Origin of the sequence: Dyadobacter koreensis (genome assembly GCF_900108855.1) — a bacterium.
Taxonomy (GTDB): domain Bacteria; phylum Bacteroidota; class Bacteroidia; order Cytophagales; family Spirosomataceae; genus Dyadobacter; species Dyadobacter koreensis.
This window is the reverse complement of the sequence record NZ_FNXY01000009.1, coordinates 296,840-323,834: the sequence shown is the minus strand read 5'-3', so window position 1 is coordinate 323,834 and position 26,995 is coordinate 296,840. Positions and strand designations below refer to the sequence as shown.

The 26,995-nt window shown below is 41.1% G+C and carries 24 protein-coding genes; 5 read left to right on the top strand and 19 right to left on the bottom strand.

Annotated features, from left to right (window positions below; all coding sequences use genetic code 11):
• Positions 1-98: 98 nt before the first annotated feature.
• From BMY70_RS26590 to ilvD, 16 genes are all read right to left on the bottom strand, one after another.
• Positions 99-1,253, bottom strand: coding sequence for a 2-isopropylmalate synthase (locus BMY70_RS26590; protein WP_090340648.1), 1,155 nt, complete (start codon positions 1,251-1,253; stop codon positions 99-101).
• A 301-nt stretch (positions 1,254-1,554) separates the two neighbouring features.
• On the bottom strand, positions 1,555-2,625 hold the full coding sequence (gene leuB, locus BMY70_RS26585) for a 3-isopropylmalate dehydrogenase (protein WP_090340645.1): 1,071 nt from the start codon (positions 2,623-2,625) through the stop codon (positions 1,555-1,557).
• 279 nt (positions 2,626-2,904) lie between these two features.
• Complete coding sequence (locus tag BMY70_RS26580) at positions 2,905-4,488, bottom strand: hydroxymethylglutaryl-CoA lyase-like TIM-barrel protein (RefSeq protein ID WP_090340642.1); 1,584 nt, start codon at positions 4,486-4,488, stop codon at positions 2,905-2,907.
• 80 nt (positions 4,489-4,568) lie between these two features.
• On the bottom strand, positions 4,569-5,165 hold the full coding sequence (gene leuD, locus BMY70_RS26575; protein WP_090340640.1) for a 3-isopropylmalate dehydratase small subunit: 597 nt from the start codon (positions 5,163-5,165) through the stop codon (positions 4,569-4,571).
• 61 nt (positions 5,166-5,226) lie between these two features.
• Positions 5,227-5,598 carry a GxxExxY protein gene (locus BMY70_RS26570; protein ID WP_090340637.1) on the bottom strand — a complete coding sequence of 124 codons (372 nt, stop codon included), beginning with the start codon at positions 5,596-5,598 and terminating at the stop codon, positions 5,227-5,229.
• Between the two features lie 135 nt (positions 5,599-5,733).
• Positions 5,734-7,137 carry a 3-isopropylmalate dehydratase large subunit gene (leuC, locus tag BMY70_RS26565; protein WP_090340635.1) on the bottom strand — a complete coding sequence of 468 codons (1,404 nt, stop codon included), beginning with the start codon at positions 7,135-7,137 and terminating at the stop codon, positions 5,734-5,736.
• Positions 7,138-7,675: 538 nt separating this feature from the next.
• Positions 7,676-7,882, bottom strand: a complete 207-nt coding sequence (locus BMY70_RS26560; protein WP_090340632.1) for a DUF2683 family protein — start codon at positions 7,880-7,882, stop codon at positions 7,676-7,678.
• Between the two features lie 73 nt (positions 7,883-7,955).
• Positions 7,956-8,804, bottom strand: coding sequence for a helix-turn-helix transcriptional regulator (locus tag BMY70_RS26555; protein WP_090340628.1), 849 nt, complete (start codon positions 8,802-8,804; stop codon positions 7,956-7,958).
• An 8-nt stretch (positions 8,805-8,812) separates the two neighbouring features.
• Positions 8,813-9,160 (bottom strand): HepT-like ribonuclease domain-containing protein, encoded by a 348-nt coding sequence (locus BMY70_RS26550; RefSeq protein WP_090340625.1) that lies wholly within the window; start codon positions 9,158-9,160, stop codon positions 8,813-8,815.
• On the bottom strand, positions 9,141-9,449 hold the full coding sequence (locus BMY70_RS26545; RefSeq protein ID WP_090340623.1) for a nucleotidyltransferase family protein: 309 nt from the start codon (positions 9,447-9,449) through the stop codon (positions 9,141-9,143). Before BMY70_RS26545 ends, BMY70_RS26550 begins: the two co-directional genes overlap by 20 nt.
• Positions 9,450-9,517: 68 nt before the next feature.
• On the bottom strand, positions 9,518-10,774 hold the full coding sequence (gene ilvA, locus BMY70_RS26540) for a threonine ammonia-lyase IlvA (protein WP_090340619.1): 1,257 nt from the start codon (positions 10,772-10,774) through the stop codon (positions 9,518-9,520).
• Positions 10,775-10,868: 94 nt separating this feature from the next.
• A complete protein-coding gene (gene ilvC, locus BMY70_RS26535) occupies positions 10,869-11,915 on the bottom strand; it encodes a ketol-acid reductoisomerase (protein WP_090340616.1) in 1,047 nt (348 codons plus the stop codon).
• A 62-nt stretch (positions 11,916-11,977) separates the two neighbouring features.
• Complete coding sequence (ilvN, locus tag BMY70_RS26530) at positions 11,978-12,511, bottom strand: acetolactate synthase small subunit (RefSeq protein WP_090340612.1); 534 nt, start codon at positions 12,509-12,511, stop codon at positions 11,978-11,980.
• Positions 12,512-12,565: 54 nt separating this feature from the next.
• Positions 12,566-14,326, bottom strand: coding sequence for a biosynthetic-type acetolactate synthase large subunit (ilvB, locus tag BMY70_RS26525; protein ID WP_090340609.1), 1,761 nt, complete (start codon positions 14,324-14,326; stop codon positions 12,566-12,568).
• 44 nt (positions 14,327-14,370) lie between these two features.
• Entirely contained in the window at positions 14,371-14,583 is a 213-nt protein-coding gene (locus tag BMY70_RS26520) for a hypothetical protein (RefSeq protein ID WP_090340607.1), read from the bottom strand.
• A 4-nt stretch (positions 14,584-14,587) separates the two neighbouring features.
• The gene (gene ilvD / locus BMY70_RS26515) at positions 14,588-16,273 is read right to left on the bottom strand and encodes a dihydroxy-acid dehydratase (RefSeq protein WP_090340604.1); all 1,686 of its coding nucleotides are present in this window, start codon (positions 16,271-16,273) and stop codon (positions 14,588-14,590) included.
• Between the two features lie 336 nt (positions 16,274-16,609).
• Between ilvD and murQ the strand changes: the two genes are divergently transcribed.
• Positions 16,610-17,413, top strand: coding sequence for an N-acetylmuramic acid 6-phosphate etherase (gene murQ, locus BMY70_RS26510; RefSeq protein WP_090340602.1), 804 nt, complete (start codon positions 16,610-16,612; stop codon positions 17,411-17,413).
• A gap of 642 nt (positions 17,414-18,055) precedes the next feature.
• On the opposite strand, the gene BMY70_RS26500 is transcribed toward murQ, so the two are convergent.
• Positions 18,056-18,802, bottom strand: coding sequence for an NIPSNAP family protein (locus BMY70_RS26500; protein ID WP_229209791.1), 747 nt, complete (start codon positions 18,800-18,802; stop codon positions 18,056-18,058).
• A 178-nt stretch (positions 18,803-18,980) separates the two neighbouring features.
• A complete protein-coding gene (locus BMY70_RS26495) occupies positions 18,981-20,009 on the bottom strand; it encodes a PorP/SprF family type IX secretion system membrane protein (RefSeq protein ID WP_090340593.1) in 1,029 nt (342 codons plus the stop codon).
• 225 nt (positions 20,010-20,234) lie between these two features.
• On the opposite strand from BMY70_RS26495, the gene BMY70_RS26490 reads away from it, so the two are divergent.
• The 3 genes from BMY70_RS26490 (at position 20,235) to BMY70_RS26480 (ending at position 24,785) form a co-directional block, all read left to right on the top strand.
• On the top strand, positions 20,235-23,108 hold the full coding sequence (locus tag BMY70_RS26490) for a PKD domain-containing protein (RefSeq protein WP_090340589.1): 2,874 nt from the start codon (positions 20,235-20,237) through the stop codon (positions 23,106-23,108).
• A gap of 88 nt (positions 23,109-23,196) precedes the next feature.
• The gene (gene ruvB / locus BMY70_RS26485; protein WP_090340586.1) at positions 23,197-24,222 is read left to right on the top strand and encodes a Holliday junction branch migration DNA helicase RuvB; all 1,026 of its coding nucleotides are present in this window, start codon (positions 23,197-23,199) and stop codon (positions 24,220-24,222) included.
• Between the two features lie 137 nt (positions 24,223-24,359).
• Positions 24,360-24,785 (top strand): (deoxy)nucleoside triphosphate pyrophosphohydrolase, encoded by a 426-nt coding sequence (locus BMY70_RS26480; RefSeq protein WP_090340581.1) that lies wholly within the window; start codon positions 24,360-24,362, stop codon positions 24,783-24,785.
• On the opposite strand, the gene BMY70_RS26475 is transcribed toward BMY70_RS26480, so the two are convergent.
• Positions 24,768-26,129: a dihydroorotase gene (locus BMY70_RS26475; protein WP_090340578.1), complete on the bottom strand. Its 1,362-nt coding sequence runs from the start codon at positions 26,127-26,129 to the stop codon at positions 24,768-24,770. The two genes, BMY70_RS26480 and BMY70_RS26475, sit on opposite strands and share 18 nt — an antisense overlap.
• A 126-nt stretch (positions 26,130-26,255) precedes the next feature.
• Between BMY70_RS26475 and BMY70_RS26470 the strand changes: the two genes are divergently transcribed.
• Positions 26,256-26,948, top strand: coding sequence for a ComF family protein (locus BMY70_RS26470; protein ID WP_090340575.1), 693 nt, complete (start codon positions 26,256-26,258; stop codon positions 26,946-26,948).
• Positions 26,949-26,995: the final 47 nt, after the last annotated feature.

Genomic DNA, 26,995 nt, shown 5'->3' with positions numbered 1-26,995 from the left:
TAATCTGATGGATGTTATTGATTATGTAATGATACAAAAAAGCATTGTAACATCAAATTCATATTCAGGTAATTATCCAAAATGATGTATGAAAAATATTAAGCGATGACAACCGTACGTGCCAAATCCACTAAATCTTTATCGTTAACTTCTTTCTTCAAATCGGCAACATCAAGGAATTTTTTGTAAAGATCATCCAGGATTACCTTCTCAAAAGTAAAGCCAAGAAGCTCTAAACGGTGTTTCAATGCATGACGGCCGCTACGTGCTGTCAATACGATATCCGATTTATCAACACCCACATCCTGTGGATTCATGATTTCGTAATTAAGCGTATTTTTTAAGTGCCCATCCTGATGAATTCCTGACGAATGTGCAAACGCATTACGTCCCACAATTGCTTTGTTTGCCTGAACCGGCATACGCATCATTTTCGATACCAACTGGCTGGTCGGGTAAATCAACTGCGAATTTACGCCTGTTTCGTAACCTAGTTCTTTATGAACATTCAAAGCCATTACCACTTCTTCCAAAGAAGTGTTCCCGGCGCGCTCACCAATTCCATTCATGGTGACCTCCACCTGACGAGCACCTTCGCGGATACCAGCCAAGGAATTAGCTGTCGCCAAACCAAGATCGTTATGACAGTGAATAGAAATTGTTGCGTTATGAATTCCTTTTACGTTTTCAAAAATATATTTGATTTTGGCACCATATTCCTCCGGCAAGCAATAGCCAGTCGTGTCAGGAATATTTACCACAGTTGCACCCGCAGCAATCACAGCTTCAACCAGTTGTGCCAGAAAAACAAGGTCAGCTCTTCCCGCATCTTCGCAATAAAATTCTACGTCTTCTACCTTTCCTTTGGCATATTTCGTAGCAGCAATAGCTCTTTCAATAATCTTCTCTCTTGTCGTATTGAACTTATGCTGAATATGAATATCAGAAGAACCAATTCCTGTGTGGATACGTCCTCTTTTAGCAAAGGCAAGCGCATCTCCTGCAGCATCGATATCGCCTGTTACTGCACGGGAAAGTGCACATATAATCGGTTCACGAACTGCTTTTGAAATTTCAACCACGGATCTGAAATCACCCGGACTGGATATAGGAAATCCTGCTTCAATAACATCTACCCCCAGTTTTTCGAGTTGTGTAGCTACAATTATCTTTTCTTCTGTTGTCAATTGGCTTCCCGGGACTTGTTCGCCGTCGCGTAATGTTGTGTCGAAGATTTGAACTCGTTGACTCATTGTGGGTACTGTGATTAAAGATTGAATTACGAATTTACTAATTTTAGGACAATATAAAACCCTTTCCGTGTTAGAGAAAGGGTTTTTGATCTATTCAAGACAATGCCTTTCTCCTTTTTACAGGTTACTCTGAATGAGCAGAAAAATGCAATTGTCAATAAGTTTCATCTTTATTTTATTTGCGAAAATTCGCTGACTGCGATTTTCTTCTGCAAAGTACTAAGAAGATTTTGGTTGCACAAATCATTCTTAATGAAAATTCAAAAAAAGATGTATTTTATAATGAATCTTATTTTTTATATTAAATACGTTTCAAAATCTCTTCACCAATTGCATCCGTTCCTAGAATAAATTCTGGTGCAGTTGTTGAATCAGCGATATCACGTGTACGGAAACCGGCTTTCAAAACCTGGTCAATCGCCGAGATAATGGCGTCAGACTCAGCTTTCAAACCGAAAGAAATATCAAGCAGCAAAGCCGCAGAAAGTACCGAAGCCATTGGATTGGCAACGCCCATACCCGTAATATCATGTCCTGAACCATGGATCGGCTCATAAACGCCAGTGCTGTCTCCTACCGAAGCAGATGCCAACATACCCATTGAGCCAGCAATCTGACTTGCTTCATCTGTCAGAATATCACCGAATAAATTCGCTGTTACAACCACATCAAAACGTCGTGGATCTTTGATAAGCATCATCGCAGCGGAATCAACAAACTGATGTTCAACCGTGATATCCGGATATTCTGGTGCAAGCGCCTGAACCACCTCACGCCACAGTCTACTTGTTTCCAAAACGTTTGCTTTATCAACAGAACATAATTTTTTGCCACGTGTACGAGCCGCTTCGAAAGCTTTGCGAGCAATGCGTTCTACTTCATAACGGCTATATTCGGCAATGTCATAAGCTGTATCTCCGTCATTTTTACGGCCTTTTTCTCCAAAATAGATATCGCCAGTCAATTCGCGGAAGAAAAGGATGTCAGAGCCTTTAAGAATTTCAGGTTTGATCGAAGAAGCACCCAATAGCTCATCAAAAAGTTTGATCGGGCGTAAATTGGCATATAAACCAAGTTCTTTACGCATTTTAAGCAAACCTTGTTCCGGACGAACTTTTGCAGTCGGGTCGTTATCATATTTCGGGTGACCAACAGCTCCAAACAAGATCGCGTCAGAAGCACGCATTTTTTCCAAAGTTTCGTCCGGAAGTGGATTTCCAGTTGCTTCAATTGCAACGTGGCCCATTAATGCTTCGTCGTAAGTGAATTCATGCCCGAATTTCTCAGCAATTTTAATCAGCACTTTTTTTCCAACTTCTGTAACTTCCTGTCCAATTCCGTCACCAGGTACTATTAAGATGTTCTTCTTCATTATTATGGTTAAAATTTATAATCCGTTATCAGTTTAACTGGCTTTACGGGTTTATTATGGTTTTTGATTTAGATTTTAAAGAATTCGTTATCGAGGTAATAGGCTGCCCCAACGGGGCTTAAAATTATTGGGAGCCAATCACATTCTATAATAATATCATCCCTTCGGGATTAATTGCTTGTCAATAATCCCAACGGGATGACATTATTATAGAAATGGATAGATCGAGCTGAGATCTTAACCCTGAAAGGGTGACATAACCTAATCTACTTTGATATTTTATATTTTTTGAAATTCCGAATTAACCTCTTCCAACTTAGCATTCAAATCAAGCGCACTTGGAACACCCAGCAAATTCAACATTTTCTGAGTTGCCTGAATCGCCGAAACCGTCTGGTCAGAATCCAAACCTCTGGTTTTTACATCTTTACCATTTATTTCCCAGGTAATGATCGTCTCACAAAGTGCATCCGTTTTTCCTCCCGGCGGAATTCGCACGGTATAATCTGTTAACATCGGCAATGAAATTCCCTTCTTCGCATAGATTTTTTTCAATGCGTTCATGAATGCATCATACTGACCATCGCCCTGCGCATTTTCTTCATAAATCTCTTCACCGAAAGTAATCTGTAAAGTTGCAGACGGTTTAAGATTTTTTGAATGCGTCAAGACATAATTGAGGATAACAACCTTTTCTTCAATCGCACTGCTGTCCAGTACGTCAGAAATGATATAGGGAAGATCTTCCGGCGTTACAACCTCTTTCCTGTCGCCAAGCTCAATGATTCGCTGGGTAACCTTTTTGAGGTCAGCATCAGATAATGTGATCCCGATATCTTTCAGGTTATTCTCAATATTCGCTTTTCCGGAGGTTTTTCCCAATGCATAAGAACGCAATCTTCCGAAACGTTCCGGCATCAGGTTACTGAAATAGAGATTATTTTTCTTATCTCCATCTGCATGGATACCAGCAGTTTGCGTAAAAACACTTTCGCCGACAATCGGTCGGTTGGAAGGAATTCTGATACCTGAAAATGTTTCAACAATCTTACTGATTTTGTATAAAGATCGCTCAACAACCGAAGTTTCAACCTCCGGCATGAAATCTTTTATAACGGCAATCGTACTGGCCAAAGAAGCATTTCCAGCTCTTTCGCCCATACCATTAACGGTTAAATGAAGTCCATGTGCACCTGCGCGAATGGCTTCCATTACATTGGCGATGCTCAGATCATAATCATTATGCGCATGAAATTCAAAATGATTATCCGGATAGCGATCGACGATTGATTTTACAAATTCATAGGATTCCGAGGGCGTAAGAATGCCCAATGTATCTGGTAATAGAATCCGTTTTACAGGTTGTTTTGTCAAAAAGTCAAGTGCGGCAAAAACGTATTCACGGGAAGTACGCATGCCGTTACTCCAATCTTCAAGATAAACATTACAGCTAATCCCTTTCGACTGCGCAAGTTCAATTACCTGTTCTATATCTTCAAAATGCTGCTGAGGAGTCTTTTTTAATTGAAAGGTGAGGTGGTTCAATGAACCTTTTGTAAGCAGGTTCATCACTTTTGCACCGGAATTAATCATCCAGTTGATGGACGCGTCACCATCTACAAAAGTCAAAACTTCGATTTTATCAATAAAACCGTTTTGATTTGCCCAGTCTGTAATTTTTTTAACCGCTTCAAATTCTCCTTCGGAAACTCTTGCCGAGGCAATTTCTATGCGGTCAACCTTTACTTCTTGCAACAAGAGCTGAGCTATCGTCAGCTTTTCAGATGCGGAAAACGACACACCGGATGTTTGTTCTCCATCCCGGAGTGTCGTGTCCATTATTTCTATATAGCGTTTATTCATGGGGCGGTCGGCAGTCGGCTATCGGGTTCGGCTATCAGCCCAAAAAAGCCGATTGCCGATACCCGACCGCCGATAGCCGTTTAATATAGTCTTTGTGCTTCAAATTCTTTGATATCGCTTTTCATCGCCTGCAAATAATCAATATCATCAAAACCGTTGATCATATTGTGTTTTTTGTAGCCATTGATATCAAATTTTTCGCTCTCGCCCGAAGCAACAATGGTGATCGTTTGTTCAGGAAGATTTACTTCAAGTTCTGCATTCGGATCTGCCTCTATTGCCTGGAATATTTTGTCAAGGAATTCTTCACTTACCTGAACTGGTAAAATTCCGATATTCAGGGAGTTGCCTTTGAAAATATCGGCAAAGAAACTTGAAACCACACAACGGAAACCGTAGTCATAGATTGCCCAGGCAGCGTGCTCGCGGCTTGATCCGCTTCCGAAGTTGCGTCCGCCTACAAGGATTTTACCAGAATAGATCGGGTTGTTCAATACGAAATCCTGCTTCGGAGTATCGTCGCCATTGTAGCGCCAGTCTCTGAAAAGATTATCTCCAAAACCTTCACGTTTTGTAGCTTTAAGAAAACGTGCTGGTATGATCTGATCCGTATCAACGTTTTCAATCGGCAAAGGAACTGCCGTACTTTTTAATATGGTGAATTTATCGTAAGCCATTTTTTCTATAATATGTTTTGGACACAGAGAACCACAGAGTTTAAAAGAGGGACACAGAGATTTAATTTATGAATCTTTTTATGCCATTCTTTAATATTGCAACATTGAAATTGATTAACAGGCCTGCGTTTATTTGTGCGAATTTCATGTATGTTAGAATTTGAGCAGTATGGACATTTGACATTAATTCCACACTTTTTAATTCAACAATCACTTCATTTTCAACAACAAAATCCATTCGGTAACCATATTCAATATAAATTTCTTTATAGCGAACGGGAATTGGTTTTTGTCTTTCAAAAAAGAGGCCGGCATTATTTAATTCATATGCCAGACATTCCTCGTAAGCAGATTCAAGCAATCCAGGACCTAATTCCTTATGAATTTCAATACAACATCCGATAATCTCTCCGGTAATTTCATTAATTTCCATTACTTTGTGATTATGATTCAACATCATAGACCACAAACTGATATCTTGGTCACACGAAAAAGGTTAGTAATATTTGTTCAAAAAACCTCTGTGGTTCTCTTTTTTCTCTGAGAACCTCTGTGTAACCTTCACCAGTTACAACAGATCCCGGGGATCCGTTACAACTCCCGTTACCGCCGCCGCCGCAGCAACCAATGGACTAGCCAAAAGCGTACGTGCTCCCGGGCCCTGACGGCCTTCGAAGTTACGGTTTGAGGTACTTACCGCATATTTACCTGCTGGTATTTTATCATCATTCATCGCAAGACATGCAGAACAGCCTGGCTGACGAAGTTCGAAACCTGCTTCGGTTAAGATGTCAAGAATTCCTTCTTCTTTAATTTGGGCTTCAACGATGTGTGAGCCCGGAACAACCCATGCAGTCACGTTATCCGCTTTTTTACGTCCTTTTACGATGGAAGCAAATGCACGGAAATCTTCGATACGGCCGTTTGTACAGCTACCGATAAATACGTAGTCAATTTTTTTGCCCAACATCGACTCATTTTCATGGAATCCCATGTAATTCAGCGACTTGTCATATGTTGCTTTTCCGCCTTCAACTGATTCTGCTGTCGGAATATTCAATGAGATTCCCTGACCCATTCCCGGATTTGTTCCGTAAGTGATCATTGGTTCGATATCTTCTGCATTGAAAGTATATTCCTTGTCAAAAACAGCATCTGTGTCTGTTTTCAAAGTTTTCCAATACGCCAGTGCTTTGTCCCATTTCTCACCTTTTGGAGCCTGGTCGCGGCCTTCGATATAATTGAAAGTAGTCTGGTCAGGAGCGATCATACCACCACGGGCACCCATTTCGATACTCATGTTACAAACCGTCATACGGCCTTCCATGGACATATTTTCAAAAACATCACCGGCGTATTCCACGAAATAACCCGTAGCACCAGCCGTTGTCAATTTTGAAATAATATATAGCGTAACGTCTTTCGGCGTTACTGCCTTACCTAATTTTCCATTAACGTTTACACGCATTTTTTTAGGTTTTGGCTGCATGATACACTGAGAAGAAAGTACCATTTCAACTTCAGAAGTACCAATACCAAAAGCAATGGCGCCAAATGCACCGTGTGTAGATGTATGAGAATCACCGCAAACAATCGTCATCCCCGGTAGCGTGATACCATTTTCTGGTCCAACTACGTGTACGATACCATTTCTTGCGTTACCCAAACCCCAGTGAGAAATACCATATTTAGCAGAGTTTGTTTCCAAAGCTTTTAGCTGATTCGCCGAAAGTGGATCCTGTACAGGAAGGTGTTGGTTGATTGTAGGCGTATTGTGATCGGCCGTTGCGAAAGTACGCTCAGGATAAATAACACCAATATTTCTGGTTTCAAGTCCCAGGAAAGCGACCGGGCTGGTTACTTCATGGATAAAATGACGGTCGATAAAAAACACGTCCGGGCCATCTTCAATTTTACGAACAACGTGTGCATCCCACACTTTGTCAAAAAGGGTACTCGCTTGATTACTCATTCTCAATTTATGGTGAATATGTAACTAATATTAACTTCTACAGATATGTAGCTGAAAAGAAGCTACTTATACCGGCAATTGACCGGTAAAATAATCAGGAAAACAAATTTCATCAGAATACTTGAAATAAGTATAACGGGAAACGTTCAAAAAATAGTGTTTTTGGTTTGAGAAGGCAGGTTGGGCGGAAATCTTTATTGATTTCTGGGAATTTTTTAAAAATAGATTGGAATTATACAGTTGGTTGCGTGCTAAATTAAAGGGGGATCTTGTCTGTTATCCCAGAAGAAAAGAATCTGAATTTCAAAAGAATTAACCTCATAGAAGAACGAGCAATTTTTATTTATTAGCCCTTTTCGTACACTTGGATTCTCCTAAATTGACTTAAAAATTAAAGGCGTTTTAGATATTTGATTCAGCGTTTCAAACATCTTTACTTCGAACTTATCCGCAACTTTATTGCCCCACCCCGTCTGGATTTGTTCAAAAATTGATTCGTACGTTTCAATTGCAGTTTGTGTCAGGACAATTTCGTACCTCATCTTAGAGAGGAGCGTCTTTGCTTAAATTCGTTAAGCGACATTGTTTTTCCCTCAGTCACATCTTTTAGGCCTTTTTCTATTCCTGCGATTACATGATTTGGAAGCAAGTCGTTTCTTTTTTCAAAAGGAACATGCATAGCTTCAAGAAAAGCAATAATTGCTTTTTCCTGTTCTTTTGTTGGGTGAATGATTAGTGATTCCAAGTTGTGTGTAGTTATGTACAAAAGAATGTATATGCAAAGATAACAAATTGATTCAGAATAAAATTATACTGAATTACCCATGCTTTTTCGGCGTTACCCCAAACTTTTCCTTATACATTTTTATAAAATGTGAAACACTTTCATACCCAATTTCAGTACTGATTTCTGTCACGTTTTTGGTATTATTTCTTAATAAAAAGTCAGCGTAGTCAAGTCGTTTGTTTTTCAGCCAAAGCGCAGGTGAGGTTTTGAATTCTTCCTGAAAGTCTCGTTTGAAGGCGGATAAACTTCTGCCGGATAGTCTGGCGAGTTCGTTTAAGGTAAGTGGTTTGAGGTAATAACTGTTCATCAAAAACGACAGATCTACTTTTTCACCGATATACAAACTGTAAAGATTTGCTCTCAGTTGTTTTGATTTATCCAATTCCAGCAGGTGCAGCAACAATTCCTGGAATTTCAGCCGGAGAAAATGGTTTTTCAATTCTGTTCTGGATTTAAAATATGGAAAAACAGATTGAATGAATTTTTCAAAATTCTCATCTGATTTCAGCGGGAGAATGGGATTTTCGAGGGTATTGGTCGCTTCGTCAGGATTAAAAAGTTCAGGGTGCAGATTTACAAATTCTCTCAACAACTTTTCATCAAAAAAGAAAACCAGACTTTTATAAGATTCATTTATGGATTCAGACATCAGGTAAAAACCACGCTGAATAAAAAGAATATCACCTTTTTCAACATAAACTTCCTGCGTCGGGCTGCTGAATTTTTTTTCGCCTTCAAGGACAACAATCACTGCATGTTCCTCAAAAAAAACCTCGTAACGGGATGGATATACTTCATTGCGATAGGCAACAAAAGTCATATCCTGAATTTTTAAGGATTCAAACTCCTGAGAGCTTATGTGGGAAGGGACGCGTAGCAAGGTGATGATTAGTTATTCTTTTCCTCTATAATGATAAGATCAATCCATTCCTTGGCAAGAGGAACATCGTTTTGAAGTACCTCCCAAACCACTTCATAATCTACCTGGAAATATTCATGGATTAATACGTCTCTGAGACCCATCATACCACGCCAGTTGACTTCTCTATATTTGTAACGGATTTCATCCGGGACTTTTTTGGAAGCTTCTCCAACAATTTCGAGACTTCTCAAATAAGCACGATTAATCAAATCGTCTTCAATAAATTGTTGAAATGTAACAGTAGCAGAATGGGTTACTAGGAAAGTTAATTCTTTCTGAATATGTTCTAAAAACTCAATCAACGAAAGAGACATACTGAATATCTTTTTTTGCTTCTCTTTGGACAAAGGAAGCCATTCCTTCCCAGGTTAATAAATCAACTTTTCTTTGAAGTGTTTCTTCCAATAAATCGACCAAATCAAGAAGATTTTTATACTTTTTCATGCCTGATCTAAATTCAACCACTAAGTCAATATCGCTCATTTCGTTTTGTTCTCCTCTTGCGAACGAGCCAAATATGCCAAGCCGTTCAGCACCTAATTTTTGAATTGCTGGTTTACGACTTTGTATTAACTCAATAATCTGTTGTTTATCAGGCAGCATAAATTGGAATGATTAATTAACTGATTTACAAAGATAACAAATAATCGAGCCTTAGGATTAAATGCAATTTAAACCATAAACTGAAACAAATCCGGCTGGTCATTCAAATATTCATACACAACCCTATTCTCATTCATCCGCTCAATTAACGGTTCAAAATCTTCACGGTTTTTCAATTCAATTCCTACTAATGCAGGACCTTGTTCGCGGTTCGTTTTCTTGACATATTCAAATCGTGCGATATCGTCATTGGGTCCAAGTACATTTAAAAATTCACGAAATGCTCCGGAACGTTGTGGAAAGCGGATGATGAAATAATGTTTTAATCCTTCGTAGAGCAGTGAACGCTCTTTAATTTCTTCTGTGCGTGTAATGTCATTATTTCCGCCACTGATTAAAGCGACGACATTTTTTCCTTTGATCTCATCTTTAACCATATCCAGAGCCGCAACTGTCAATGCGCCAGCCGGCTCGGCTACGATGGCTTCTTCGTTATAAAGCTGAAGAATAGTTGAGCAAACTTTTCCTTCCGGAATCAGTAAAACCTTGTCCAAACTTTTGCTGCAAATATCAAAAGTGATATCTCCTGCACGACGAACAGCAGCTCCGTCAACAAATTTGTCGATGTGATCCAAAGTAACTACGTGGCCTTCTTCAATCGACTTTTGCATCGTCGGAGAACCAAGTGGCTCCACACCGATCAATTGTGTTTTTGGAGAAAGTTGCTTGAAAACAGTTGAGATACCAGAAGCTAATCCACCGCCGCCAATTGCCATTAACAAATAATCAATTCGGAAATTGGCATCCTTAAATATTTCCAGTCCAACCGTTCCTTGTCCTTCAATAACCTGTAAATCATCAAATGGATGGACAAAAGTGGCATTGTTTTCTTTTTGATATTCAACCGAAGCATGGTATGCATCATCGTAAGTATCTCCTACCAAATGCACATCAACCCACTCTTTACCAAATAAACGAACCTGTTTTACCTTTTGTGCCGGTGTCGTTGTTGGCATAAAAATAGCACCTTTCACTTCCATTTTCCGGCATGCATAAGCAACGCCTTGCGCATGATTCCCCGCGCTTGCACAAACCACACCTCCGGCTAACGCCTCAGCGCTCAGACTTGCCATTTTATTATAAGCGCCTCTGATTTTATAGGAACGAACGGTTTGAAGATCTTCTCTTTTTAAATAAATATTAGCTTCATACTGCTCCGATAAATGGGCATTGTAAAGCAATGGAGTATGATTTATGATTCCGCGAAGTCTTTCGGCAGCGAGGAAAATGTTGTCTAGTGTTGGAGTGGATGAAGATGAAGACATGTCTGGAATGAAAAAAGCCCTACGATTATTTTCGTAAAGCCTTAAATTTATTAAAACCTTACAGGTTTTAAGGCCTGTAAGGTCAAGAATATTATTATCCGCGCTCCGGACGAAGGCTACGTACCGTAGCGCCTGCCTGCCAGATTTCTGATTCACGAAGTTCAGCCAATTCTTCTTCCAATTTCACACGGTAGTCAGGTTGTGAGTTACGCGTGATAGAGATAGTAGCTTGTTCGCCAGATTTTACTGAGTTGTAAAGTTGTTCGAAAACAGGTTTAGTAGCATCACGGAATGGTTTCCACCAGTCCAAAGCACCACGTTGCGCTGTTGTAGAGCAGTTTGCGTACATCCAGTCCATACCGTTTTCAGCAACAAGAGGCATCAATGATTGAGTCAATTCTTCAACAGTTTCATTGAAAGCTTCTGATGGTGTGTGTCCGTTTGAGCGAAGCACTTCATACTGAGCAGCAAAAATTCCCTGAATAGCACCCATCAAAGTACCACGCTCGCCAGTAAGGTCAGACGTAACTTCACGGTAGAAATCAGTTTCGAACAAATATCCTGAACCAACACCGATACCCATTGCGATACATTTTTCACGTGCTTTACCAGTTGCATCCTGGAATACAGCGAAAGATGAGTTCAAACCTTTTCCTTCTACGAACAAACGACGAAGAGAAGTTCCTGATCCTTTTGGCGCTACAAGATATACATCTACGTCAGCAGGAGGAACGATTCCAGTCTGGTCTTTATAAGTTACACCGAAACCATGTGAGAAATACAATGATTTACCGGCAGTCAAATTAGCCTTAACAGTTGGCCATAATTCGATTTGAGCGGCGTCAGAAAGAAGGTAGCAAATGATTGTTCCCTTAGCCAATGCTTCTTCAAGTTCGAAAAGTGTTTCGCCAGGAACCCATCCGTCAGCAATCGCTTTATCCCATGATTTACCACCTTTACGTTGTCCAACGATTACGTTAAATCCGTTGTCACGCATGTTTAAGCTTTGACCAGGACCTTGAACACCGTATCCGATCACGGCAATGGTTTCAGTAGATAGTACTTCGCGAGCTTTTTCTAGTGGGAACTCTTCGCGGGTAACTACTTCTTCTTCGACCCCGCCGAAATTTAATTTTGCCATTGATTATTAATTGAATTATTGATTACTACAAAATAAAAGACAATACTATGAAAATTATGTTACTACATATAATATTCCCACTCCGCTTCCGGCAGGTAATCCACCAGTGTCTGAGGAGATTTGCTAACAGCAACGCGTCCTGAGCGTACAAATTCAAGGATTTCGTGTGGTTTGATATAGTTGAAGAATTCGAAAATTTCTTCTTCCGTACCGGTTTTCTGAATGATCACATAAGTCAGGTGCCAGTATACAACCCACGCCTTGTAAACCTTGTTAATCGTTTCAATATCAAGTGGTTTTGCTCCGATCGGTGTTGAAATCTTGAACATCGCGATTTCATTGTAAGCGATATCGTCGTTCAGATAACCGAAAACGGCAAGCACTTCGATGATCTTACGGATCTGGCGAACAAGTTTTTCAACAGCCTCGCGTGATTCATGACGAATGACGATTGTGAAGCGGGATATTCCCTTGCGTTCCGTTTCCGAAACCGTCAGACTGTCGATGTTAATACGCCGACGGGTGAAAATGGTTGTGATCTTATTTAATATCCCAATCGTATTTTCCGTAAATACGCAAATGGTGTAAGTTGTCATGATTCTTTTAATGTCTAGTGAAAAAATGCAAGTGATTCTGAAAATTCATTTACATTATTCCAGTCTGATATCCGCTACACAAGCTCCCGTTGGAACCATTGGGAATACGTTTTCTTCTTTTTCAACCAATACTTCCAATAAATACGGTTTGTCGGAAGCAAGCATTTTGTCAAGCGAATCGTTCAAGTCTTCTCTTGCGCCGCAGGTATGTCCGTTGATACCAAAACCTTTTGCTATCGTGATAAAATCAGGATTTTGCAGCTCAACAAATGAATAGCGTTTTTCGTGGAAAAGCTGTTGCCACTGGCGAACCATGCCCAGAAAATTATTATTCAAAATGATGATTTTAACAGGCAAGCCACTTTGCGCAATGGTTCCAAGTTCCTGAATGGTCATCTGGAAACAACCGTCGCCGATAATCGCAACCACCTCGCGGTCAGGTGCTCCTACTTTTGCTCCAAAAGCTGCGGGAAGCGCATAACCCATGGTTCCCAAACCACCGGATGTGATAAACGAATTCGCTTTTTTAAACTGATAATAACGCGCCGTCATCATCTGGTGCTGACCAACGTCGGCTACCACAACTGCCTCTCCTTTTGTTTTATTGGAAAGCGTACGGATAACTTCCGCCATTTTTATTTTTTCCGTAGTCGGAGCAAGTTCCGGCTGCGTGATTTTTTCGTCTTCAATCGCATCAAATTTCTTGAATTCTGCTCTCCACTCTGCATGATTGTTTTCATTCACAAGCGGTAAAAGCATTTCCAATGCGCGTTTGGCGTCGCCTACAACCGGTGCATCTGCTTTTTTGATTTTATCAATTTCCGCAGGATCAATTTCGATGTGGACAACTTTCGCCTGTTTTGCATAACGGCTCAAATCACCTGTCACGCGGTCATCAAAACGCATACCGATCGCGATAATCAAATCACAAGAATTGGTAAGCACGTTTGTTCCATAGTTTCCATGCATCCCCAACCAACCCACATAATTCGGGTGATCGACAGAAACAGAGGAAAGTCCTAATAAGGTTGAAGCCGCAGGAACATCTGTTTTTTCAATAAATTGCAATAATTCCTTTTCAGCATGAGCAATTTGTACGCCATGTCCGAAAAATAAAAATGGACGTTTTGATTCGTTGATAAGCTTTGCTGCCGCTTCCACCTGCTCTTCCTTTGGCGACAAGCGTGGACGATAGCTCAGCAATTTTTCACATTTTTTATAGACAAATGATTTTGACATCAATTTCAGCTGCGCATCTTTTGTGATATCAATAAGTACCGGACCAGGACGGCCGGATTTTGCTATATAAAATGCTTTTGCAATGATTTCAGGGATTTCATCCGGATTGGTGATCTGGTAGTTCCATTTTGTAATTGGAATGGTCACACCCATAATATCCGTTTCCTGGAAAGCATCCGTTCCCAGCAAATGAGATCCAACCTGACCAACGATACAAACCATTGGTGTTGAATCAATAATTGCATCTGCGATTCCGGTTACCAGATTTGTAGCGCCAGGACCTGATGTTGCCAAACATATTCCAACCCCACCAGTAATGCGGGCAAATCCCTCAGCAGCGTGTGCGGCACCTTGCTCATGACGTACGAGAATATGATCAATTTGTTCCTGATAGTCATAAATAGCATCGTAGACCGGCATGATCGCGCCGCCAGGATATCCAAAGATCGTTTTGACGCCTTCTATGATCAACGACTGGATCAGTGCGTGAGAACCGTTGATCAGTTCTGGTGCTGCTACCGAAACAGGCTGTTCAGCGATTCCGGTTGTTTGTGTTTGGTTTTCATTAAATTCCATGACCTCTACTTATTTAGTCGGATGAATTTTTTTCAATCTCAATTTTATAATTCGTGTTTTCGCATTGAGAAAACAGTTCTATCCATTTTAGGAGGATTGTTCAAATCAAATTGGAAAGCCACACTATTAAGATAATTAGCCGCCATCAACCTTTCAGCGGATGTTTTTGGCTGATTTTTCGCATAATATTTTTCAGTTTCTTCATGCGTTCCGGCATGAAAAGCTGTTCTATCCAATTTGAATTGACCGTTCTCCATATTTTTACGCTTCGTCAGTAACACATCCTTCACTGGCAGATTTTACCGTGCGGATATATCTTCCCAACATACCTTTCGTGAATTTCGGTGCTGGCTGTACCCATGCCGCTTTACGTGCTGCCATTTCTTCATCAGAAATATGCACAATCAGTTGACGTGTGTTTGCATCAATTGTGATTCTGTCGCCATCTTTCACAAGCGCGATCGGTCCGCCGTCAAATGCCTCAGGTGTGATATGCCCCACCACAAATCCGTGTGTTCCTCCTGAGAAACGACCATCAGTGATCAGTGCAATTTTATCACCCAGTCCGGCTCCCATAACCGCAGATGTTGGTTTCAACATTTCTGACATACCTGGTCCACCTTTTGGTCCGGCGTTACGGATTACTACCACATGACCTTCTTTAATTTCTCCTTTGGAAAGCATGGTAATAATTTCCGTTTCATGCTCACAGATTTTTGCTTCGCCGTCGAAAGTCAAACCTTCTTTTCCTGTAATTTTTGCAACAGAACCCGTTGGGGCAAGGTTGCCGTATAAAATCTGGATATGCCCAGAAGACTTAATCGGGTTTTCCAGAGGGAAAATAATTTTTTGTGTTTCAAAATCAAGATCCGGTGCTTCGGCTAAGTCTTCTGCCAAAGTTTTTCCTGTTACAGTCAAACAATCGCCATGGATCATTCCTTTTGAATACAAATATTTCATTACCGCAGGAACACCGCCAATGGCAAGAATATCTTCCATGAAGTATTTACCGCTTGGTTTAAGATCAGCGATGAAAGGCACTTTGTTGGAAATTGCCTGAATATCGTCCAACGTCAAAGGAAGATCTGCCGCACGTGCAATCGCGAGAAAGTGTAATGCAGCATTTGTAGAACCACCCAATGCCATAACCAAAGTCAAAGCATTTTCAAGTGATTTTTTTGTGATTATATCTCTTGGTGTAATATTCAGCTCAAGCAAGTTTTTCATTGCCGCACCGATTTTCCTGCATTCTTCCTGTTTTCCTTCGTGCGTTGCCGGGTAAGAACTGCTGAAAGGCAAACTTAATCCCATCGCTTCAATCGAAGCAGCCATTGTATTTGCAGTGTACATCCCACCACAAGCACCCTGACCAGGAATTGAATTTTGTATAACTCCTTTATAATCTTCGTCAGAAATATTGTTGGCAAACTTTTTACCAAGTGCTTCAAAAGCAGAAACGATATCCAGTTTTTGTCCTTTATAATGACCTGAACGGATCGTTCCACCATATACCATAATAGCAGGACGGTCTAAACGCGCCATCGCCATCACAGCACCAGGCATATTTTTATCACAACCAACCACAGCGATCACACCATCATACCACTGTGCGGCAACAACCGTTTCGATAGAATCTGCAATGATATCGCGACTTGGAAGTGAATAACGCATCCCGTCATTTCCGTTTGTCATACCATCGGAAACTCCAATGGTGTTAAAGATCAGGCCGACCATGTTATTAGCCGTGATTCCTTGTTTTACATAAACAGAAAGACCATTTAAGTGCATGTTACAAGGGTTTCCTTCATAACCTGTACTGGCAATACCAATTTGTGGCTTTACCATGTCTTCTTCTTTTAATCCAATGCCGTAAAGCATTGCCTGAGCTGCCGGGTTTGTAACTTCCTGGGTTAAGGTTTTCGAAAATCTGTTTAGTTCTGTCGCCATGGTGAATTATTGTAAGATAAAAAACACCTCACTCAGCGGGTGAGTGAGGTGCGGGTATATGCCGTTAACATCTCACTCACGTCATGGACGTGACTACGATCAGTAGGAAGATGGAACGTACGATTAACATAAATCAATCAAAAAACGAAAATATAATTTTTAGCGAAATTTCGCTAAGTCTAACTTGGTGTTACAAATTAGAAGCCTATCTTTTTATTTTCCAAATTTTACGCCAAATATTTGCGGATATACTTAGATAAATCCCATATTATTTATTTGGTAAAGGTTCGTTCACAGAAAATAATTAATTTTGGATTTCAATCAATGCAACATTCCATGCTAACAACCGAATCATCATCTCTCTACAATAATCTTGATCAGATGAGTGTCAATGAAATTTTGAGCTCTATCAATCGGGAAGATCAGACTGTGCCTAATGCCGTTCAAAAGGTAATTCCTCAAATTGAAGCTTTGATCGAGGAGATTGTTCCGCGTATGAAAAAAGGCGGACGTTTATTTTATATCGGTGCCGGAACGAGTGGTCGTTTGGGGGTTGTGGATGCTTCGGAATGCCCGCCAACTTTTGGCGTTCCCTTTGATTTGGTTGTAGGCATTATTGCCGGCGGTGATGTTGCGATCAGAAAAGCGGTGGAAAATGCAGAGGATAACTGGACGCAGGCGTGGATTGATCTTGCTCCCTATAATTTAAATGAAAACGATACGCTGATCGGACTGGCCGCTTCCGGCCGCACACCCTATGTGATTGGCGGATTAAATGAGGCTAAAAAAGCCGGTTTGCTGACAGGTTGTGTGGTTTGTAACAGCGGTTCCCCTATCGCAGCAGCGTGTGATTTTCCTGTTGAGGTAGTAGTTGGACCAGAATTTTTGACAGGAAGTACAAGAATGAAATCGGGTACCGCCCAAAAACTGGTACTGAATATGATCTCCACTTCTGTGATGATTCGTCTTGGAAAAGTAAAAGGAAATAAAATGGTGGATATGCAGATGACCAACGAAAAGCTGGTAAACCGTGCGATCCACATGATTATAGATGAACTAGGTGTTTCACCGGATGAGGCCGAATCGCTGCTGGATCAGTATGGCAGTGTCCGTGGCGCGATTGAGGCGGTTAGGAAGTAGAACGTTCTAGGCAAATTTTTAATAAGATATGAATTGTTTGATTAGAGTATAAGGCTGAGATATTTTCTGTATAGTAAATTGTATATTAATCCCTTGATAAATTATCCGTTCGATATTATCAAGGGATTTCACTTTTACGACATACACTTATGCAGGAAATAATAAAATCCGAAATTATCAACACGGAGAAAAGCAGATATAATCTTGAACTGATAAAAACGGCAAACGGTTTGTTTTATGTCTCAATTGGTCAAAGCGTATTTGTTTATCAATTGGATACAATAGACTCAAATATCAGGATAAGGCCGTCTGACTTGGATGAGATTATTCAAATTTTAGTAAGCTATCAGTCGGAAATTAAGAAGAATTACTTTGGAAAAAAGGTACTTACAGATTTTAGGAAAAAGGAAATAATAAACAGATATCTAAATAAATGTCTGGAAATTGAGACTTTGGCTGTTCAGTTTGATTGTTCTGTAACTGAAATCAGACAATTATTTTTTGAGAATAATATCGCAGTTACTTCTAATTCCATTACAAAGGACAAGCCTGCCAGGAGATTTTGGAGAAGGAAAAGAAAAAGGTCAGGATAGCCAGAGAAAATCTCTGCAATCCTGACCTTTTTCAAAATATTGTTAACAATTAAATATCCGAATACTCAGTCGGATACATATAGAAACTTGTATTTTTTGAAACGTTGTTCTGATATTCAGGATTAACTTTCAGTTTGTTCCATTCCGCATCTTCACTGAAAGATTTCCAATGTGCATCACGATCCGCTTTATTTTCAAAAGTTGTCATGTACATCAAGTTTGGCTGATGGCTTCCGGCAATTACTTCTCCGTAAAAAACTGCGTTGAAACCAAGTCTTACAAAAAGCGGAATTTCTCCACCATCGTTGAACATTTTTACTTTGTTCTGATATCTTCTTTCGGTATGTCCTTCATAACTGCGCATTTCATATACACGCTCGCTTTTCGGCGCACTTAATTTTGGCTTTGAATGAACCGGCATCGAAGTAAAAGCTTGAAGAATCGTCGTTTCGATACGTACATAAGGTGGGTTTTTAAAAGGCGCATCAAGATAGTCTTTCCCGGCTTCCAGATACTTGGAATCCTTATCCAACAGTTTTGGAAGAGTCAAAAGTTGGTCCAGAGAGCTTAATGGTGTAAAAACATATATTAATTTTCCACTCATAGTGTCACTCGGGACAGGCTTGAAAACACCAACATTTTTAATTCCGGCACGATGCAAGGCGGGGACGTACGCATCCTTAAGAAAGGCTTCAACGGCAGCTTCCTGCGTTTTGTCTTTCAAATGATACATTTTTATTTCATAAAATTCTCTTTTGGGAGGAGCTGCCATCACGCTAATAGATAGTGCTGACATAAGAAGGCTGAAAAAAATACTGCGTATTTGTGAATTGTTCATAAAAAATGGATTGCCCTTTATATATAACTGTTTAAGCTTAAATCAAAAAGTAGAGGCTTGTGTTATTATACTGTAACAAAAAAAAACGCAGACATAAATTGTCTGCGTTTAGTAAATGAAAGTAACTAATTCTACGTTAGAATTTCGGGCAGGATAACTGATGTTTGCTGCTTCTTGAACGTCTTGGTTTCGGAGTAAGTGGTTCAAAAATATAGGAAAGCGAAATTTCATGTGCTCCGCCACTTCCGGCTCCCAGCGTGGAAATTGTTAAGTCGTAACTATATCCAATCGAAAATTTATCCTGACGAAAACCGGCAAGAAAAACCAGTGATTCATGGTTATTAATCGACGGCTCATATTTCTTAAAAGGGATTCCACGGTACCACATCCCTAAAACCAAGGGCTCGATTGTCACATAAAGCCCCATGTCCAGCTGGTCGTATTTTCCTTGTTTTTTGTATAAAATAGCTGGCGAGATACTTTTTTCTTTATCAATCTCATTTCCTAAAAACGTATATCCGGCGAACGGTATGCGAAGACCTGCCTGCAAGCTTGCTTTTACCGGAAGTCTCGCTTCTGTTCCGCTGAATGCCTGATTGGGTCGGTTGATATGATGTGCAGCAAGTCCGAGCCAGTACCAGTCCGAATAAACCATCATACCGGTTGAAAAATCTGCATAGGAAACATTGGGGCCGCCCTGTGCAAAAGGATCGGTTGAAGGATTTCCGGTAAATCCTCCGTTATTAAACTGGTCGCCGAAGGTTAATCCATAATAATCAAGTGACCGAGAAGCAAAACCACCCTGGATACCCAGCCTGAGCGAAGTGACATCGTTCAAATTGATTTGATACGAATATTGCAGCGCAACGTCTGTTGCTTTAAGGTTTCCTAATCCCTGGCTATCCGTCGTCACCTGAACTCCAATCCCGCTATTATAGTTAGGAAGAAATACATCCGCTCCGAAAGATGCCGTCACAAAATTCGCAGAGAGGGCCGGCCATTGGTTACGATAATTTGCAGTCAGACGCGGAGCCAGAGCTCCCCCGGCTAATGCCGGATTAAGGTACAGCGGATTAGCATAAAACTGCGAAAATTGCGGATCCTGACTCCAACCTTTAAGGCAGATCAGTGTCATAATCATAAGAGGAAGTATACGCTTTATCATATATTATCAGACTTTGTCCGCTAATTACAGCGAATTGACGATACGGACATAAAAATTACTAAAATATAATTCACAAATTGTCGCCACATTGCGTATTAATATTCAAATTACTATGGTTTTTAAGACATTACCACACAAAATTTTAACATATTATTTTCGTTAGAATGATCGGGTAACAAGAATATTAAATTGGCGGGGTAGGGATGATTGATTTAGTAACGAAACATGAGGCTATTTTATAATACACATCGAAAAATATTTTATTCATTCTTCTTTTTGCTGTTCCTGGGGACGGGTTTGGCGAACGCGCAGACTTTTACATTCACGTATGAGGATGCATGTGTACCCAGCCCTGCATGTGCGGAAGACGGCACTAGTTTTAAGGAAGATGAAAATAGCACGGCAACTTCCTGGGCGTGGAACTTTGGAGATGGGGGAACCGGCGACGTTCGTAATCCTCTGCATTCGTATAAAACTGCCGGACCTTATACCGTAACATTGATTCGGACTTTCGCAAATGGAAGCCAAACGACTGAGTCACAGCAGATAAATATCGGAGAAGTTCCGCCGCCATTTCAACAGTGGAAATCAGATACAACTATCTGTCCTAATACAAGCTTGGTTTTGGATCCTTATCCAAATGGAGCGCCTGAGGGGGCTAAGTATATCTGGTATCCGAAAGGTGATACAACGCAGACTCTGGAAGTGGACAGCTCAGGATGTTATTCTGTAGAGGTTATCATGCCGAACGGCTGTAAACTTCAAGATCGGGTGAACGTGAAAATCTGTATGGAGCCTGCCAATCAGGAAGGTGCAAAATGGTTCTTTGGAGGAAATGCCGGACTTGATTTTTCAAGCTCTCCGCCGGCTCCGATTACAGATGGGAAAGTTAATACGCCAGAAGGGTCATCGTCCATTGCAAACTCCAAAGGCGTTTTACAGTTTTATTCGGACGGAATCAGGATTTATAATCGCGATAATGAAGAAATGCAGTGTGCTTTCAGTGGTACTTGTGAGCCTCTTAAAGGAAGTCCCAGTTCTACACAATCTGTATTGATAGTACCGCAGCCCACGTGTAAGGGCTGTGAATATTTGTTTAATGTTTTCACTACCACAGAAATTGAGGGAAGTAAATTTTTAACAAAGAGTGTCGTGGACATGCGACTTAATTTCGGAAAAGGCGAGATTATTGAGCAAAATACAACTTTACAACAGCCAACAACTGAGCGTATTGCGGCTGTCCAAAATAAAAGAGACAGTACTTATTGGGTGATTTCCCACGATTATGGCACTAATAAATTCCGTATTTTCCACGCTACAACGGGCGGTTTAACAGAAACCAGTTCTCCTGAATTAGGTATGGCGCACGATTCGCCAAACGAAGGTGAAGGTTATATGAAGTTTTCTGCCGCTGACAGTACCGGAGCAAGGCAGTTGGCTGTGATTATCCCAGGTCCGCCTACTAATTACGTTGAGCTTTTTAATTTCAATGATTCTACGGGTGTTCTTACCTATAATAAAACAATTGACCTCGGTCCTGCCCCGCCGACTGCCTATGGAATTGAATTTTCGCCCAGTGGCGAAAAAATGTATGTTTCGTTTCAAGGGGAAGGGAGTTCCAAGTCTTATCTGAAACAATTTGATCTGACTTTCAGCGACAGCCTAATTGTCGAATCTGCGATTGTCATCGATAGTTCGGCAACAGAGAAATACGGTGCTTTACAGATTGCCCCTGATGGGAAAATATACATGGCTATTGAAGGGAGTGATTATCTGGCTTCTATTGGAGAACCGGAACGGAATTCTGTCTCTGCCATTGAATATGAAAAAGAAGGTGTAAATCTTGGCGGTAAGAAAAGTCAGCTCGGTTTGCCAAGTATGGTTCAGGATTTCACACAGGAGGCTTCCGGGCCAGGATTTTCTGCGGATGGTTTTTGTACGAATGAGCCTACAAATTTTGAAGCTGGGCCAATTTGTGACCCTTTAAAGGATAATATGTATATCTGGGATTTTGGAGACGGTAATGGTGGATCTTCACAGGAAGCCAAAATTTCGCATACATATACTCAACCAGGAAGTTATATTGTATCTCTTTCTCAATCAAACGCCTGTACTAGTATCGTCACTAAAGACACGATCGTCATTTATGAAACTCCACCACAAATAAATCTGGGTCCAGACAAGGACACTTGCGGCGCTTATGTGCCATTGGATATGGGTGTGAATGCTGAAATTTATGAATGGTATAATCGGGGAAGAATTATCGGTCGCTCTAAAACGATTCGCATTACAGCAACCGGGCGTTATCTTGCTGTTGCCTATAATGGCCCGGATGCAGATTGTTTTTCAATAGATACAATTGAAGTAACTCTTCGAAAACCACCACCATTTAGTATTGGTCCGGATACCACAATGTGTCGTGACAGTTCTATTCTGATAACGGCACCCGGACTGACGTGGCGTGAATTTTTGTGGAATACCGGTGAAGATACCCGGAGCATTACAGTGCGCCAACCTGGTACCTATTTTGTTCAGGTTAAAAATGGTAATGATTGTTACAACTATGACACGCTTCAGGTTGCAGAATTACCTTCGCCAATTTTAAGATTAGCACCAGAATATTATATCTGTGTACCTGATGGTGGGTCGACTATCCTGGACGCTAATGGAATTGGGGTTATAAAATATGAATGGCCGCATTCTAATGAAACGACTCAGGCCGTTACGGTTAACAAGGAAGGTGTTTATACCGTATTGGCTACAAATGAGGAAGGGTGTGTTGCACGGCAATCGACCAGTGTATTGGATCAATGCGAACCGCGCTTTTTCATACCGGATGCCTTTACGCCTGATGGAGACGGAAAAAATGAAAATTTGGATGTTTTTGGGGCTTATTACATCAACTATTCGATCAGGATTTACAACCGCTGGGGTGAAGTTATTTACGCAACAACCTCGATTGAAGATAAGTGGGATGGAACTTATAAAGGGGTTAAAGTCCAGCCGGGGGTCTACCCTTATGTGGTTTCCTATGAAGCTCAATATTTCCCTGAACGAAATCCGGTTGTGCTGCGAGGCTCCGTCATGGTGATCCGGTAACGTTCGGTTTTGCCAATAAAAACGGCTATTTTTGAGTAAAAAATCAGTACGTTTTTAGTCAAAACGTAATAAATTGTAGCAAAAGCATATGCGCCAGGATTATCTGTCCGGAGATAAAGAAACTCTTTCCAATACTGATAAGGATATTGACCGGGCCTTGCGTCCGTTGTCATTTGATGATTTTACAGGACAGGATAAAATCCTTGAAAACCTTAAAATATTTGTTCAGGCCGCAAAACAACGCGGCGATGCGCTGGATCATGTGTTGCTCCACGGACCTCCGGGACTTGGGAAAACGACTCTCTCGCATATTATCGCAAACGAACTGGCTTCAGGTATTAAAATTACTTCCGGGCCCGTTCTGGACAAACCCAGCGATCTGGCAGGTTTGCTTACCAATTTGCAGGAACACGATGTACTATTTATCGATGAAATCCACCGTTTGAATCCTATCGTAGAAGAATATCTTTATTCCGCGATGGAGGATTATAAAATCGATATCATGCTGGACAGTGGGCCCAATGCACGCAGTATCCAGATCGGTCTGAATCCGTTTACATTGATCGGCGCGACAACAAGGGCTGGTATGCTGACTTCGCCGTTGCGTGCACGTTTTGGTATTAATGCACGTCTGGAATATTACGACGCACAATTGCTGGCTTCGATCCTCAAACGATCTGCTATTATTTTAGGAACACCGCTGGAAGATGATGCTGCATTCGAAATTGCCCGGCGTAGCCGAGGAACTCCTCGTATTGCCAACAATCTTCTACGCCGGACGCGGGATTTTGCTCAGGTAAAGGGTACAGGTAAAATTACAATTCCAATTGCCGAGATGGCTTTGCTGGCGCTCGATGTTGATCAAAACGGATTGGATGAGATGGATAATCGTATCCTGACTACAATCATTGAGAAATTTAAAGGCGGCCCGGTTGGACTTTCGACCATCGCCACAGCCTGTGGAGAAGAGGCGGAAACTATTGAAGAAGTTTATGAGCCTTTCCTCATTCAGGAAGGTTATATGAAAAGAACATCACGGGGAAGAGAAGTGACTGAAAAAGCCTATCGCCATTTGGGTATCCTGCCGAGGCACAGGTCAGGCGAACTGTTTTAGCAAAAAACCGGATCACAAAATTTTCATATTTTTATTTAACGGTAAAACCAGTGAAGTGTTGAAAATCAATTCAATACTTGCTGGTTTTTCTCAGTTATAGTCTGTACTTTTGCGGTAAATTTTGTGTCACCGCTGGTATGGTCGAAAGTATTGTTGCCGTCAAAATAGTTGTCCGCGTTCCTTGCGCCATTATTGAGCATAATGGGAAGGTATTAGCCGGTCAGCGCAGTGCTGCACTTTCATTTCCTCTGCAATGGGAATTCCCGGGCGGCAAGCAGGAAGAAAACGAAACGGATGAAGAAACGCTGGTTCGTGAAATACGGGAAGAACTTGACGTTGAAATTGATATAGTTCAAAAACTTCCGGTTACCACAAAGGATCAGGGATGGAGAGAAATTATTCTTGTGCCTTTTGTCTGTAATCTTCGGAGCTACAATATTACACTTACCGAGCACGAGCAGATCTTATGGCTCGAACCACAAGACCTGCCTTCGCTCGATTGGACAGAAGCCGATTTGGGTGTTATCAAAAGTTATTTCGACTACCTAGCGGGAAAACGATAGCCTTTTTCCTTTTAAACTTTCATCAAAATTTCCATTTTCATAAGCCAGGTGGCCTGACACGAAAGTATGTGTGACAACGGAATGGAAATTTGTTCCTTCAAATGGTGACCAGCCACATTTTGAATACAGGTTTGAAGATGTTACCGACGTCGTTCCATCAAGATCAACTAATACCAGATCCGCCCAGTAACCTTCTCGGATATATCCTCGTTCTTTAATTTGAAAACAGTCTGCTACAGCGTGACTCATTTTTTCAACAACTCTTTCCAAAGGAATTTTTCCTTTTTTACTAAATTCAAGCATAACATTTAAGGTATGCTGAATTAGCGGCAAGCCGGAAGGAGCCTGCCAGTAAGGCTGTGCTTTTTCTTCAATGGTATGAGGAGCATGATCGGTAGCAATCACATCGATACGGTTGTCAAGAAGAGCCTGGAAAATGGCTTCTTTGTGATGCGGCGCTTTGATTGCCGGATTGCATTTTATTTTATTTCCAAGCGTATGATAATCTTCTGCGTCAAACCACAGGTGATGGACACAGGCTTCTGAAGTAACCAGTTTTGGCGCCCCGTTTGCCAGCAATATTTGTCCGTTTTTCCGCTCTCCTACTTCAAAAAGAGAAACTTCATCGCCGGTTGAAATGTGCAGGATATGCAATCTTGTACCATTTTTATGCGCCAGTGTACTGGCAAATGAAGAAGAGATCAGGCAAGCTTCTTCATTTCGGATGAGCGCGTGAATATCATATGGGACATTATCGCCGTACTTCTCTTTGTAAAACTCCATCCGATGACGAACAGTTGCTTCATCTTCGCAATGTGTTGCAATCAACATCGGCGCATTGGCAAACAATTTTTCGAGAACTTCCGGTGCGTCGACAAGCATATTGCCTGTGGAGGAGCCCATAAAAATTTTAATACCACAAACCTGCGTAGGGTCTGTGCGCATCACCTCGTCATAGTTACTGTTAGAACCGCCCATGAAGAAGGAATAATTTGCCAGAGAGGTTTTTTCTGCGATGTCATATTTATCCTGCAACAATTGCTGCGTGAGCGCATTAGGAACTGTATTAGGCATTTCCATAAATGAAGTGACGCCACCGGCAACTCCAGCACGCGCTTCCGAATGAATATCTGCCTTATAGGTCAATCCCGGTTCCCGGAAATGAACCTGATCATCTATAACGCCTGGAAGCAGATAAGCTCCTTTTGCATCGATAACCCTATCAGCAGTAATATGCTGGAGATTTTTGCCAATGCGTTCAATGTGACCATTGCTAATATATACGTCAGATTCCTGAATCGTGTTTTCATTCACGACGCGGGCATTCAGAATAAGGGTATTCATCGCGTAATTGGAATAGGTAATTAAAAATTCAAAGGCAACAATAATCTTGATCGGTAAAGTTAATAAGTCTGCGCGGACCGGCTAAATAATTCTACTATTCTATCAATCAATCATCCAAAATTTCTCATGAAACTGATATCTGTGTGGTTTGATTTCGTAGACCTGATCTTTCCAAGATGCTGCGCTGCTTGTGATAAAAGTTTAATTGGGAATGAAAATGTTATTTGTACTTCCTGCCGGATCGCCCTTCCCAGAGTTGGTCAGGACAGTGCTGCTGCTGAAATGATAAGCCAAAAATTTTTGAGCATCCAGGAAGTGATCGAAACACACGCATACCTTTTATTTACAAAAAAAGGGAAAGTTCAAAAGCTTCTGCACGCTTTAAAGTACAAGGGTCAGTCGGAAGTTGGTGTGGAGATAGGTTTTATGTTTGGGCAGGAAATGTTGGAAAATGGATTACTGCCGAATGCAGATTTAATCATCAGTGTCCCATTGCATAAAAAGAAGTTGAAAAGCAGAGGCTACAATCAAAGCGATAAACTGGCGGAAGGATTTTCCGAGGCAACGAATATTCCGTGGTCAGGAAATGTTCTGGAACGGGCAAAATATACTGAAACACAGACAGGAAAAACAAGAAATGAACGGTGGGAAAATGTCAGAGGAGTGTTTGTTGTGAAAGGTGATGTGAAAGACAAAAGGGTAATCATCATGGATGATGTGCTGACAACCGGAGCCACGATAGAATCTTGTATTGAAGTTTTAATAGAGGCCGGCTGCACAAAGTTTTTTATTCTGACAATCGCATCAGCGCAACATTAGATGTCAAACACAAAAGAGCCGCTGCCAACAGGCAACGGCTCTTTTGC

Coding starts and splice junctions, on each gene's coding strand:
- BMY70_RS26590 (WP_090340648.1), bottom strand. CDS start 1,253: ATGAGTCAACGAGTTCAAATCTTCGACACAACATTACGCGACGGCGAA.
- leuB (WP_090340645.1), bottom strand. CDS start 2,625: ATGAAGAAGAACATCTTAATAGTACCTGGTGACGGAATTGGACAGGAA.
- BMY70_RS26580 (WP_090340642.1), bottom strand. CDS start 4,488: ATGAATAAACGCTATATAGAAATAATGGACACGACACTCCGGGATGGA.
- leuD (WP_090340640.1), bottom strand. CDS start 5,165: ATGGCTTACGATAAATTCACCATATTAAAAAGTACGGCAGTTCCTTTG.
- BMY70_RS26570 (WP_090340637.1), bottom strand. CDS start 5,598: ATGGAAATTAATGAAATTACCGGAGAGATTATCGGATGTTGTATTGAA.
- leuC (WP_090340635.1), bottom strand. CDS start 7,137: ATGAGTAATCAAGCGAGTACCCTTTTTGACAAAGTGTGGGATGCACAC.
- BMY70_RS26550 (WP_090340625.1), bottom strand. CDS start 9,160: ATGTCTCTTTCGTTGATTGAGTTTTTAGAACATATTCAGAAAGAATTA.
- BMY70_RS26545 (WP_090340623.1), bottom strand. CDS start 9,449: ATGCTGCCTGATAAACAACAGATTATTGAGTTAATACAAAGTCGTAAA.
- ilvA (WP_090340619.1), bottom strand. CDS start 10,774: ATGTCTTCATCTTCATCCACTCCAACACTAGACAACATTTTCCTCGCT.
- ilvC (WP_090340616.1), bottom strand. CDS start 11,915: ATGGCAAAATTAAATTTCGGCGGGGTCGAAGAAGAAGTAGTTACCCGC.
- ilvN (WP_090340612.1), bottom strand. CDS start 12,511: ATGACAACTTACACCATTTGCGTATTTACGGAAAATACGATTGGGATA.
- ilvB (WP_090340609.1), bottom strand. CDS start 14,326: ATGGAATTTAATGAAAACCAAACACAAACAACCGGAATCGCTGAACAG.
- BMY70_RS26520 (WP_090340607.1), bottom strand. CDS start 14,583: ATGGAGAACGGTCAATTCAAATTGGATAGAACAGCTTTTCATGCCGGA.
- ilvD (WP_090340604.1), bottom strand. CDS start 16,273: ATGGCGACAGAACTAAACAGATTTTCGAAAACCTTAACCCAGGAAGTT.
- murQ (WP_090340602.1), top strand. CDS start 16,610: ATGCTAACAACCGAATCATCATCTCTCTACAATAATCTTGATCAGATG.
- BMY70_RS26500 (WP_229209791.1), bottom strand. CDS start 18,802: ATGTCAGCACTATCTATTAGCGTGATGGCAGCTCCTCCCAAAAGAGAA.
- BMY70_RS26495 (WP_090340593.1), bottom strand. CDS start 20,009: ATGATAAAGCGTATACTTCCTCTTATGATTATGACACTGATCTGCCTT.
- BMY70_RS26490 (WP_090340589.1), top strand. CDS start 20,235: ATGAGGCTATTTTATAATACACATCGAAAAATATTTTATTCATTCTTC.
- ruvB (WP_090340586.1), top strand. CDS start 23,197: ATGCGCCAGGATTATCTGTCCGGAGATAAAGAAACTCTTTCCAATACT.
- BMY70_RS26480 (WP_090340581.1), top strand. CDS start 24,360: ATGGTCGAAAGTATTGTTGCCGTCAAAATAGTTGTCCGCGTTCCTTGC.
- BMY70_RS26475 (WP_090340578.1), bottom strand. CDS start 26,129: ATGAATACCCTTATTCTGAATGCCCGCGTCGTGAATGAAAACACGATT.
- BMY70_RS26470 (WP_090340575.1), top strand. CDS start 26,256: ATGAAACTGATATCTGTGTGGTTTGATTTCGTAGACCTGATCTTTCCA.